This window comes from Brevibacterium sp. AGC70, assembly GCF_057334195.1.
Genome location: NZ_JBHFIH010000013.1, coordinates 58,680 through 71,661 on the forward strand (window position 1 = coordinate 58,680; position 12,982 = coordinate 71,661).

At 64.5% G+C, this 12,982-nt stretch carries 6 protein-coding genes; 5 read left to right on the plus strand and 1 reads right to left on the minus strand.

Features of this window, described 5'->3' with window-relative positions; translation table 11 throughout:
• Positions 1-24: 24 nt before the first annotated feature.
• From ACE03M_RS09095 to ACE03M_RS09115, 5 genes are read left to right on the plus strand one after another with little or no spacing between them, the layout of a single operon-like run.
• Complete coding sequence (locus ACE03M_RS09095; protein ID WP_485933674.1) at positions 25-8,757, plus strand: amino acid adenylation domain-containing protein; 8,733 nt, start codon at positions 25-27, stop codon at positions 8,755-8,757.
• 40 nt (positions 8,758-8,797) lie between these two features.
• Complete coding sequence (locus ACE03M_RS09100; RefSeq protein ID WP_096159599.1) at positions 8,798-9,004, plus strand: MbtH family protein; 207 nt, start codon at positions 8,798-8,800, stop codon at positions 9,002-9,004.
• Complete coding sequence (locus ACE03M_RS09105) at positions 9,004-9,987, plus strand: ATP-binding cassette domain-containing protein (protein WP_485933675.1); 984 nt, start codon at positions 9,004-9,006, stop codon at positions 9,985-9,987. The genes ACE03M_RS09100 and ACE03M_RS09105 overlap by 1 nt, the downstream gene beginning before the upstream one ends.
• Complete coding sequence (locus ACE03M_RS09110; RefSeq protein ID WP_485933676.1) at positions 9,984-10,784, plus strand: ABC transporter permease; 801 nt, start codon at positions 9,984-9,986, stop codon at positions 10,782-10,784. The genes ACE03M_RS09105 and ACE03M_RS09110 overlap by 4 nt, the downstream gene beginning before the upstream one ends.
• Positions 10,781-11,536, plus strand: coding sequence for a 4'-phosphopantetheinyl transferase family protein (locus tag ACE03M_RS09115; RefSeq protein ID WP_485933677.1), 756 nt, complete (start codon positions 10,781-10,783; stop codon positions 11,534-11,536). Before ACE03M_RS09110 ends, ACE03M_RS09115 begins: the two co-directional genes overlap by 4 nt.
• Positions 11,537-11,684: 148 nt before the next feature.
• On the opposite strand, the gene ACE03M_RS09120 is transcribed toward ACE03M_RS09115, so the two are convergent.
• Positions 11,685-12,959 (minus strand): MFS transporter, encoded by a 1,275-nt coding sequence (locus tag ACE03M_RS09120; RefSeq protein WP_485933678.1) that lies wholly within the window; start codon positions 12,957-12,959, stop codon positions 11,685-11,687.
• Between the last annotated feature and the right edge of the window lie 23 nt (positions 12,960-12,982).

Sequence of the window (12,982 nt, forward strand, 5' to 3'; positions counted from 1 at the left end):
CCGCCCCCCCACGACCTCGCCTATGTGATCTTCACGTCCGGGTCGACCGGCCGGCCCAAGGGCATCGGCGTCGAACATCAGTCGCTGCTCAATCTCTTCCTCAGCCACCAGGAGACCATCTTCGCTCCAGCCGCGGAACGCCTCGGTCGCGGGCTGCGGGTGGCACACACCGCAGGGATCTCATTCGACGCCGCATGGGACCCGCTGCTGTGGCTCTTCGCCGGGCATGAACTCCACCTCATCGACTCGCTCACCCGCCGCGACCCAGAGGCCCTGACGGCCTACTTCACCACCCATGGCATCGACTCCACCGAGACGACGCCCTCGTTCATCAAGGCTCTGCTGGCTCATAGCAGCTTCGGCGCGGACGGCCACCCCAGCGTCGTCGCGTTGGGCGGAGAAGCAGTCGACAGCGGACTCTGGAAACAGCTGGCCGCGCGTGAAGGAATGACCGCCTACAACCTGTACGGACCGGCAGAGACCACCGTCGACAGTCTGACCGCAACCATCGCTGCCGACACGTCGCCGATCCTCGGCCAGTCCGTCACGAACACTCGGCACTACGTCCTCGATTCCCGGCTGGCCCCTGTGCCCGAACAGGCCACCGGAGAGCTCTACATCGCAGGGCTCAACCTGGCGCGCGGCTATGTGGACCGTCCCGGTACGACATCTGAACGCTTCGTTGCCGACCCGTTCGCCGACGATGGTTCGAGGATGTACCGTACCGGAGACATCGTCCGCCGGCCCCTGAACGGCGGCATCGAGTTTCTGGGCCGCGCCGATGAGCAGATCAAACTGCGCGGCTACCGAGTCGAACTCTCTGAGGTGGAACTCGCCCTGCAGTCTGATCCCAGGATCAGTTCGGCCATCGTCGAACTCAGGCAGAACCAGGCCGGCTATGCTCAGCTGCTCGGTTTCGTCACCTCTCCTTCGCAGCTCGATACCGCCGAGGTGCGCCGCATTATGAAGACCCGTGTCCCGGACTACATGGTTCCCTCGTTCATCATGCAGATTGAGAGCATTCCACTCACAGTCAACGGCAAACTCGACCGCCAGGCCCTCCCCGAACCGGAATCGGCACGTTCCGAATCCGAAGCGCCGAGAGACTCCCAAGAACGGATCGTGGCCGAGGCCTTCAGCGACGTGTTGGGCATCGACTCCGTCGGCATCGACGATGACTTCTTCGAACTCGGCGGACACTCGCTGCTCGCCACCCAATTGGTCGCCAACCTGCGCACGAGCTTCGCCACCGCACCCGCCCTGCGCGAGGTATTCCAACACCCCACGGTCCGCGAGCTCAGCGCCCGCTTCGACCCGAAGGCCACCACCGACGATGCCGGTCATGAGCTCGTCGCCGCAGACCGACCCACCCAGGTACCACTCTCATATGCCCAGGCTCGTCTGTGGTTCATCAACCAGTTCGATCCGAGTTCCGCGGCGTACAACATTCCCCTGACTCTGCGCGTGCGCGGACGACTCGACGTCAATGCGCTGCAATCGGCCATCAATGACGTCACCGCGCGGCATGAGAGCCTGCGCACCGTCTTCCCCTGGACGGCTGGGCAGCCCGAGCAGGTCATTCTCAACCCGGCCGACGCCCGCGTCGCTATGTCCACGGTCGGCGTCAGTGAAGGGCTCGTCCACCACACCGTGGAAGCTGAGGCCACCCGAGGATTCGACGTCTCCACAGAACTTCCGATCAGGGCCCTCCTCATCAGGCTCAGCGAGGATGATCATGTGCTGATGCTGACTCTGCACCACATCGCTGCTGATGGCTGGTCACTTGGACCCCTGGCCAGAGACCTCTCCACCGCCTATCGCGCTCGCGGGCAGGGTCGGGCCCCGGCCTTTCCCCCTCTTACTGTGCAGTACGCCGACTACGCCCTGTGGCAGCGAGAGACCCTCGGAACCGAGGACGACCTGAACAGTGCGCTCTCGCACCAACTGGCATTTTGGAAGGACACGCTGGCCGACGCGCCCTCACAGCTGCGCCTCCCCGCTGATCGGACCAGAAGTGCTGCGAACTCAGGATCTGTCTCCCGTGCAATTCCGGTCGACATCAGTCCCACGGTCCATGCCGGACTGCGCAGACTCTCCAGCGAGCGCAATGCCAGCCTGTTCATGGTGCTGCAGGCGGCATTCGCCGTCCTGCTGGACAAGCTCGGTGCGGGCAGTGACATCCCCATCGGCACCCCAGTCGCAGGCAGAACCGAGACCAAGCTCGACGAACTCGTCGGGTTCTTCGTCAATACGCTCGTCCTGCGCACCGACACCTCGGGCAATCCGAGTGCTGCCGACGTCATCGACCGAGTCCGCGGATCCAACCTCGCGGCCTACGCCAATCAGGATGCCCCGTTCGAGCGCGTCGTCGACGAGCTCGACCCACCGCGTTCTGAAGGTCTTCACCCCCTGTTCCAGGTGATGCTGACACTGCAGAACACGGAGCCTGTCGATATCGACATGGGCGACCTCAACGTCGAGCCGGACTCCGGCCCGCAGGTCTCGGAGGCGAAGTTCGACCTGCTCCTCGATCTGGCCGAACGCCGTGGTGAGGCGGCCGGAATCAGCGGCTCCCTGGAATTCGACTCCACACTCTTCGACGACTCCACTGCCCGCGGGATCGCCGCCAGGTTCGTGGACGTGCTCGAACAGTTCGCCACCGAACCGAACCGTCTTCTCTCAGACGTCGAGGTACTCAGCGGCGCAGAGCTCGACACTATTCGCCAGGAGAGCCGCGGAGCCGATCGCGAGCGAGTCGAGACGACGATCATCGACGCGCTCGACACCACTGTCCACCGTCACCCCGAGCGGACCGCACTCGTGGCCGAGGACACCGAACTGAGCTTTGCCGAACTCGGGGACCGCGTGCACCGCTACGGCCGCGCGCTCAGCCGGCGAGGCATAGAACCCGGTCAGCGGGTCGCGATCGCTCTGCCACGATCCGCCGATGCCATCATCGTGCCATTGGCGGTGCTGAGCATCGGAGCCATCGCCGTTCCCATCGACCTCAGCTACCCGCAGGAACGGATCCGGCTGATCCTCGACGTGAGCGACCCGGTCGCCGTCATCATCGACTCCCCCGACGTGCCGGTGCGAGCGGGCACAACCATCTCCACCGCGGATCTGCATGCCGAACCAGCATTCGCTCGCGGGGACGACTATCGTCCGAATCTCGATGACCGCGCCTATGAGATGTACACGTCCGGGTCCACCGGAACACCCAAGGGCGTCGCTGTGCCCCACCTCGGGCTGGCCAATCTCCTGGCTCACCACCAGGAGACGATCTTCGCCGAGGCAGGCCTGGGTGAAGAGTCGGTCAGAGTCGCACACACCGCCGGTCTGGGTTTCGACGCCGCCTGGGACCCGGTGCTCTGGCTCGTGGCCGGAGCGAGCCTGCACATCGTCGACGAAGATGTGCGCCGAGATGCCGAGGCGCTCGTGGAATTCTGTCGTGAGCAGCAGATCGATGCGCTCGAGACCACGCCTTCATTTGTGCGTCAGCTGATTGCCTCCGGTCTCCTTGACCGGGTCGGAGCCCTCGAACACGACCCTGATCGCGCCGATCACGCCGACGGCCGTGGCGAGACACAGCACCGCAAGACCCCTGTGCTGACGATCGCTCTCGGCGGAGAACCCGTGCCTGATGACCTGTGGCGTGAACTGGCCCAGCACGCGGGTACACGAGCCTATAACTTCTACGGGCCCACCGAATTCACCGTGGACTCAGTCACCGCAAAGATCGAAGGAGAGCACACCACGATCGGGCATCCGGTCAGGAACGTTCAGGCTCTGGTCCTGGACCAGCATCTTCGCGAAGTTGCCCACGGCGTCGTCGGCGAGCTCTATCTCGCAGGAGACGGAATCGCCACCGGCTATGTCAACCGCATGGCAGAGACCTCGGCGCGGTTCGTCGCGAACCCACACGGCGACGGCGAGCGCATGTACCGGACGGGTGACCTGGTCCGCCGAACCTCGGACGGACGCCTCGACTTCATCTCCCGTGACGACGACCAGATCAAGCTGCGCGGGTACCGGATCGAGCTCGGAGACGTCGAAAATGCGCTGACCGCCTGCCAGGGCGTCGAACAGGCCGCGGCCGTAGTCGACAACCCGCAGGACCCGCAATCGGCACGACTCGTCGGCTACTATGCCGGCGACGTCGAGGAGAGCGTCATCCGCAGCCATCTCACCCGCCGACTTCCGGCACCGATGGTCCCACGCGTGCTCATCTCAGTCGACTCGATTCCGCTGACGTCTCACGGCAAACTCGACCGCGGTCGTCTGCCGGTTCCGAACCTGACGGGAGGCCGGTCCTCCCGCGCCGCCCAGACTCAGGACGAACGCACCATGTGTGAGCAGTTCTCGCTCGTGCTCGAGGCCGAGCACATCGGACTCGACGACGACTTCTTCGAGCTGGGCGGTCATTCGCTGCTCGCCGTCTCGCTCATCGGTCACATCCGTGAGGCATTCGACGCCGATCTTCCGCTGCGAACGATCTTCGATGCTCCCACTCCCGCGGCCCTGCTGGGCCGCCTCGATGGCTCGTCCCGCAGCCTGCCGACCGGACTGGATGAAGGCAGGTCAGCACGCACCGAAGAGGTGCCCACCGCTGACCCCGGTGCCACTTCGGGGCTGCGCCTGTCCGAGTGGAAACGCTCTTCCCAGAGTGCTCGCCCTCACGCGATCCCCTTGTCTTTCGGGCAGGCGAGAATGCACTTCCTCAATCAGCTCGACACCAGGGCCTCCGACTACACCATCTCTCTCGCGGCGCGTTTTGAGGGAGACCTGGACCCGGATATCCTGGCCCAGGCTCTGAATGAGGTCATCACTCGGCACGAGATCCTGCGCACCATCTATCCGACCATCGATGGCAGACCTGTCCAGCACATCCTGCCGCCAGAGGCCGGACACGGCATCCTCGATCGCCGCACCACCCCGTCGCCGGCCGCGACCACAGAGGAGATGGCCCGGGAAGCCGCCCGAGGATTCGACCTCAGCACCGACCTGCCCCTGCGGGCTGTCCTCTTCGCCGAAGGCGGCCAATGGGTCCTTCATCTCGTCATGCACCATATCGCCACCGACGGAGCGTCCTTGGGGCCGCTGACTCAGGACCTGGCGACCGCCTATGCCGCACTGCGCGGCTCCGCCCAACCGATGCGACGAAAGCTCGACGTCCAGTACGCTGACTTTGCTCTGTGGCAGCGTCACGTGCTTGAAACGCAGACTCTTGTCGGTGACGGTCGTCCGCTCCTGGAGCACAGAACCCAATTGTGGACCGAGCGCTTGGCGGGCATTCCGTCCGAAACGCCGCTGCCCTCGGACCATCCTCGTCCGCATACCGCCCGTCAAGCCGGCCGTCACCATCACTTCCGCCTCGACGACCGCACGACGCAACGCCTGACCGCCATCGCCGCCGAGGCGGGAGCCAGCCTGTTCATGGCACTGCACGCAGTGCTCGCCGGGTTCCTCAGCAGAATCGGCGGCAGTGAGGACGTCGTCATCGGCTCGCCGAGCGCCGGACGTTCGGACCCAGAGCTCGAGGACATGGTCGGGCTCTTCGTCAACACCGTCCCGATCCGCACCGATGTCTCCTCCCAACCGGATTTCCACACCCTGCTTGCGCGCACCCGAACCGCGGTCATCGACGCACTGGAACTCGACGACGTACCATTCGAGCGGCTGGTCGAAGCCATCAATCCGCCCCGGGTGCTGGGCCGCCATCCTCTGTTCCAAACCATGCTCTCCCTGGAGAATACGGCCTCTCCCCTCCTCGACCTCCCGGGAGTCGACACGAGCATCGAACCGGAGGTCGAGACCGGAGATGCGAAGTTCGACCTCTCCTTCACCTTCCGCAGGACCGCCTCAGGCAGGTCGACTCCCGAAGCCGGTCTGGACGTCGTGCTCGACTACAACTCCTCGATGTTCGAGACCGCAACGATCAGCGACATGTGTGAGAATCTGTCCAGGTTCGTCGCCGAACTCGTGCAGAAGCCCGCAAGGTCGATCTCCGACATCTGCCTCCTCGAGACTGCAGAGGTCACTCACGCGATCAACCAACTCGCCGGCCCGGTCTCCTCGGGTTCTCTGCCGATGGTCCTCGATGTCTTCGCCACCACTGTGCGCCAGCTGCCCGATTCCACCGCGGTGGAATCAGCCGACACCTCGCTGACGTTCAGGGAACTCAACGAAGCCTCCGATCTGCTGGCCCGCGAACTCGTCAGGTTCGGTGCCGGGCCCGGGTCGACGGTGTCCGTGCGGCTGAGCCGCGGCGTAGGCATCATCGTCGCCACCCTGGCCGTTCTCAAGTCCGGTGCTGCCTACAACCCGATCGACATCGACTACCCCACAGGTCGCACGACTGCGATCTTGGCCGATGCGACACCGAGCATCGTCTTAGCCGAAACAGGAACCGCGGAGGAGCTGGCACCTGTCCTCGCCGAGGCCGGGATCGCCCCTCCCATCGTTGAGATTTCAGCCCTCGACGGCACAGTCGACGATGCCCGACCGACCTGGCCGTGGCCAGTCTCGGTGACTGCGGCACCGGAACAGACGCCTCCGGCGGGACAACTCGATCCGGCGGCCTATGTGACCTTCACTTCCGGCTCGACTGGACGGCCCAAAGGCGTTGAAGTCGGCCACGATGCGCTGGCGAACCTGCTCGCCTCCCACCGCGCCACCTATCTGCCGACCCCGGCCACCGGTGCCGAGCAGGTCACGGTGGCTCACACTACCGGTATCGGCTTCGACGCCGCATGGGACCCCCTGCTGTGGATGATGGTCGGGCACCGCGTCCACATCACCTCCACACTGGTCCAGCGCGACCCACAGCAGCTGGCACACCTGCTCCGCGATCTGCGTATCGGGTTCTGGGAGACCACCCCCAGCTACCTGCGTCAGCTCAGAACAGAACCGGACTTCCTGGAACTGATCGACCAAGCGGCCAAGGCAGATGACCCAGTGACTCTCGCCCTCGGCGGTGAGGCGATCGATGAGGACCTCTGGGGGTGGCTGCGCGAACGCCCCGGCATCAGTGCCTACAACCTCTACGGCCCCACCGAAACCACTGTCGACGCCTTTGCCGGGCCCGTAGCCGCCTCCGCGGCTCCGGTTCTCGGCTCGGCGCTGCAGCACATGCGCGGCTATGTGCTCGACGAACGACTCCACCATGTGCCAGCCGGGACGACTGGAGAGCTCTATCTCGCCGGGCGCCAGTTGGCACACGGATACCGAGGCCGCAGCGGACTGAGCGCCGAACGCTTCGTCAGTGATCCCTACGGTGAGCCAGGTGAACGCATGTACCGGACCGGGGACCTCGTTGTTCGTCATCACAACGGCGGCCTCAGCTTCCTGGGTCGCAGCGACAACCAGATCCAACTCCGCGGGTTCCGGGTCGAACTCGGCGAGGTCGAACGCGCACTGCGCTCGGCCCCGAACGTCAAGGACGCACTCGTGAGGCCATTCGGCGCTGATGCCGCCACCATGGCGCTGGTCGGCTATGTCGTAGCGGCTGGGACCACTGCCCCGGGAGCGGGAGAGGAGCGTGCAGACCTCGCCGATGAGGCTCGGCGACATGTGCGGTCGATGGTGCCGAACTATATGGTCCCGCCGCGGATCGTCGTCATCGACGAGATCCCACTGACAGCGCACGGCAAGATCGATGAGTCAGCGCTTCCCGACCCATCACAGACAGAGCTCGGGTCGCGTTCGGCACCTCGCACGCCACGCCAGGAGACCGTGGCCGCCATCTTCGCCGAGGTGCTCTCACTGCCCCGTGTCGGGATCGACGAGTCGTTCTTCGAACTCGGCGGCCACTCCTTCCTCGCCCGACCGCTCATCGCAGCCGTCAACGAGGCCCTCGGTGCCGAGCTCTCGGTCCAGTCCCTCTTCCGCTCGCCGACAGTCGAGCAGTTGGTGGACGAAGCGGGCCAGGAGACTGCTGATTCGGTCAGGGACAGCCTGCAGCGTCTGCTTCCGCTGCGTACGACGGGCACGAAGGCTCCTCTCTTCACGGTGCATCCGGCCACCGGCATCAGTTGGGGCTTCGCAACGATGCTCCACGGCCTCGATGCACAGCGTCCGCTGATCGGCCTGCAGATGCCGGGACTGGCACAGGAGGATCCGGAGCAGGTCACTGCTCACACGCTGATCGAGCTCGCCGACGATTACATCGCGCAGATGAGGTCGGTGCAGCCGGAGGGTCCGTATCACCTGCTGGGTTGGTCCTTCGGCGGCATTCTGGCGCACCGCCTGGCCGCGCGGCTGCAAGAGCTCGGTGAGGACGTTGCCTTCCTCGGGATCCTCGACGCCTTCCCCGACGGTCAAGCCGCCAACGAAATGGTCGTGGGTCCGGAGCTGTGGGCCGACTACCTCGGCGCCAATCATCCTGGCGTTCGGGTCGGAACGGAAGACCTCGACGACGAACGGGTTTTGGAGCTGCTGCGCGAACTCGGCAATCCGCTGGGCAACGTGTCGACTGAGACCATGAAGGCGATGACCGACGGGTTCTTCACCATGTCTCGACTGCTCCGGGAAGCTCCAGCGGAGAGATTCGTCGGCGATGTCGTGGTCTTCACAGCCACCCAGGATGTTCCGCCCGGCACCCCCACTGCCGAATCATGGCGGCCATATGTCACTGGTCACATTCACGTCACCGAAGTCCCGGCACGACACGCAGGCATGCTCACAGTGCCTGCCCTTCGAGAAATTCTTCCCGCGATGGCAATCCACTTGGACGATGACGCCGAACCACAGATGTAAGCGTTATATCTCACCAGCAATCGACAGGAGATGAGGAAAAGTGCAAAACCCCTTTGATGACACCACCGCCACTTTCCGTGTACTCGTCAACGACCTCCAACAGCATTCCCTATGGCCGACGTTCGCCGATGCGCCCGCTGGTTGGGTCATCGCCTTCGGCCCGGCTCAGCGCGATGAATGCCTCGAATTCGTCGAGGCGAATTGGACGGACATCACTCCGCGCCGGCTCGCCGAGATCGCGTCATAGTGATCCGCATTGACCAGCTGAGGAAGAACTACGGAAGCTTCAGAGCCTTGGACGGAATCGATCTGCAGGTCGACCAGGGACAGATCTTCGGATTGCTGGGGCCCAATGGGGCAGGCAAGACCACCACGGTCAAGGTTCTGTCGACGCTGATCCGTCCCGACTCCGGAGACGCGACCGTCGCGGGGAACTCGGTGACAGCCGATCCCACCGCCGTGCGCCGCAGCATCGGACTGTCCGGACAGTATGCGGCAGTCGATGAGAAGCTCACCGGCTACGAGAACCTCCTGATGGTCGCCCGACTCTACGGGATGAGTCGCACCGAGGCGCGAGCTCGAGCTCGCGAACTGCTCAGGGAGTTCGCCCTCGTCGACGTCAGAGACAAACGAGCAGGCGCCTATTCGGGTGGCATGCGACGGCGCCTCGACCTGGCTTCGGCTCTGGTCTACAGGCCACCGGTTGTGATTCTCGACGAACCCACCACCGGCCTCGACCCCCGCGGCAGGCTGGACACCTGGGACGTCATCTCCACTCTTGTCGGCCAAGGGACCACTGTGCTGCTGACGACCCAATATCTGGAGGAAGCCGATCAGCTGGCGGATCGCATCGCCGTCATCGACTCCGGTCGAGTCATCGCCGAGGGGACCTCGAACGAACTCAAGGTCAGCCTCGGCGCAGAACGCATCGCGCTGACCCTGGTCAGCTCCGATTTCCTCGCCGAGACTCTGCGCATCATCGAGCGTCTCCTCGGAGGCTCGGTCACACCGCAGCACGATTCCACGGGTCAGCGCCTCACGGTCCCGGCCTCGCAGGGACAGAAGACTCTGCTGGAGGTGCTCGGAGCTCTGGACCGAGCCGGTGTCGTCGTCACCGAGGCGGCACTGTGCCGTCCGACGCTCGACGACGTCTTCCTGGAGCTGACTGGAAGCCCGGCCACTGCGGAACCATCGCCTCAGCCGCAGCCGGAAGTCGAGGTGGAGGCTTGAGCACCATCACGTCGGCGGCACGCGACAGCTCCGTCATCGCCTGGCGCAATCTCCTCAACGTGGGCCGAACCCCCGGAGCCCTGGTCACCGGCGTCGTGCAGCCGGTGATCTTCGTGTTCCTGCTCGCGTTCGTCTTCGGCGGCAGCCTGGGCGGCGCACCCTATCGGGAGTTCCTCATCGGGGGAATCCTGGCCCAGACGCTGACCTTCAACTCCTCATTCACGGCCGTCTACCTCGCCAAGGACCTTCAGCTGGGGCTCATCGACCGGTTCCGATCGCTGCCGATGTCCCGCGTGGCAGTCATTCTGGGCCGGACCACATCCGATTTGGCCACCGGTGTGATCTCCCTCGTCGTCACCATGGCCTGCGGACTGATCATCGGGTGGCGCATCACCGAAGGCCCATGGTCAGCGCTCCTCGGCATCCTGCTCCTGCTCCTCTTCGGATTCGCCATGTCGTGGATCGGAGCGTTCATCGCGTTGACGGCGCGAAGTGTCGAGGTGGCTCAGAGCCTCGGCCTGATCTGGCTCTTTCCGGTCACCTTCCTCTCAGGGGCCTTCGTCTCGGTCGATTCACTGCCTGGACCAATGCAGCCGATCGCCTCGTGGAACCCCGTCACCGCAGTGGCAACCAGCGTCCGAGAACTGTTCGGCAATGTCTCCCCCGCTGGGTACACCTCAGGCACCGGCTGGGCGGCAGACAACCCGATGCTCTACGCGGTGATCAGCTGCGTGGCTGTCATTGCGATCTTCTCCACGATCGCGGTGTCCCAGTACCGAGGGATCAGTCGCAGATGACCGTTGCCGGGATCGAGTACCTGGTGTGCGACATCAGCGAGGTGCGCGAGATTCAGCGGGCTCACCCATGGCTCGCCTCACTGCTCTCACCGGCTGAGATGAAGCGTTCCGATCGCATGCGCCACGCATCCGATCGGATCGCCTATCGCTGCGCACATCTCGTCCTGCGTCTCGTCGCTGCTCGTCGAATCGGTGCCGATGTTCGGAGTGCTGGTGACCTGGAATTCACGCGTTGCTGCCGCAGCTGCGGTGGACCACACGGCAAGCCGCGGGTCACGGGCGCAGAAGTCAGCCTGTCGCGATCGGGAACGATGGTGATGGTCGGCTCTGCGCCGCCGTCCTCACCCATCGGCGTCGACATCGAAGGTCTCCCGAGCGCCGTATTCCCCGGATTCGATGACTATGTGCTGGCCCCGAACGAGGGCACCTCCGACTGCACGAACCCAGATCGGAGGCGTCTCGAACTCTGGGTAGCCAAGGAAGCCGCGCTGAAGACGAGTGGACATGGTCTGATTGTGGAGCCCAACAAGCTCGAAGTGGTGCGAACCGAAGTGATGCGAACCAGTGAGGAAACGTTATCTCTTGACGGCAGCGGTGCTTGGACATCTTCGATCAGAGCCCCCGACTATCCGGAAATCGATGGATTGAGCCTAGCCTCCGTGCCCTGTCGTCGCTCTCATGCGGCGGCACTCAGCTGTGTCGACCAACGACCGGTTACTCGCCTGACCCTCTCGGACCTTCTCATCGAGTGACGGGACGACCGTCACGTTGGGGTGCCGGTGAGCATACCGGCAATCAATCCGAGCACTGCAATGACGGCCAAGACGATGATGAGCACACGTTTACGCATAGTCCTGATTCTACGCAGGACGCCTGGACAGCAGCTCCGCGAGGAACGAATCATTCGCTTCTCCTCGACACACGCATGAGCAGAACCGCCAGCAGGACGCAGAGCAGGTAGACCAGTCCGACAACGGCCCAGCCCAGCGAGAAGCCACCGGGTGAGCTGACCAACAGCCCCATGGCCACCGGCCCCAGGGCGAACCCGGCGAACATCCCGGCGGTGACCATTCCACTTGCCGACGCCATCGCGATCGCGGGAATCGATCGAATGAGAGCGCTCATGAGAACCACCGAGACGCCGAGTGCCGAGGTGCCATGCAGGGCCGCCGCGATCCACAGCAGCCACGGCCAACTGGTCGCACCAGCGGCAAAGAACAAGGCGGCACCGATGACGGCGATGAACGCAAGAAGCAGCAGCACGCGGGGCCCAGAAGCACCGCGAGCCATATGCCTGGCCCAACCGACTCGGGCAGCCACACCGATCGCACCGGCAACTGCGGCGGTGACACCGCCGAGCACGAGCGGAAAGTCCAACTCGCGCACTGAGAACAGCGGCATGTAGACATTGGTTGCTTGGACTCCGATGCCGTTGAGCAGGCCGAATGCCGCCAGTGCCCACATCATGCCCGGATACCGCGGCGAGGTGGCTGGCGTGGGTGTCACCGGCGCAACAGGATCAGCGGCAGCGCCGACGCCTTCGGCGAGATCGAGTTCACCGGGATCAGGTTCGGCAACCGAGGCCGAAGTCTCGGTCAACAGTGGTGCGGCGCCCAGCGAACGCCAGGCCATCACCATCAGGACGAGCGGGACGAGTGCGATGACCAGCGCCGCGCCCCGCCACCCTGCAGCCGCTGCCAGAAGAGGGAAGACCGCGCTGGCGACCAGCTGGCTGACCTGCACCCCCGACTGCTTGATCCCCACCCAGCCGATCCGCTTCTGCACCGGAACACGTTCGAGGAGGATCCGATTGGTGACCCCGTTGGGGAAAGACTGAGCAAGGCCCGACAGTGCTGCGGCGATGATCAGCATCACGAATCCGGCAGGGACTGCCACCAGTGCCAATGCCGCGGCGGCGAGTGCGAACACAATGATCATGAGGGACATGTCCGAATGCCTGTCGGCGACACGTGCCAGTGTGGCGTTGCCGATGGCCGCACACGCGAAGCAGGCGGTGGCCAGGAGACCGAATTGTGCCTCCGAGATGCCGAGGTCGACGATGATCGAGTCGCTGACAGCACTGAGTCCGTAGAGCAGCAGTGGTCCGGCACCGACAGCGCCCAGCAGGACCGTCAGCAGACTTCGGCTCGGTGCCTGCTGCTCTCGTCTCGCCAAACCCCGCTCCCTTCATGCTCCCT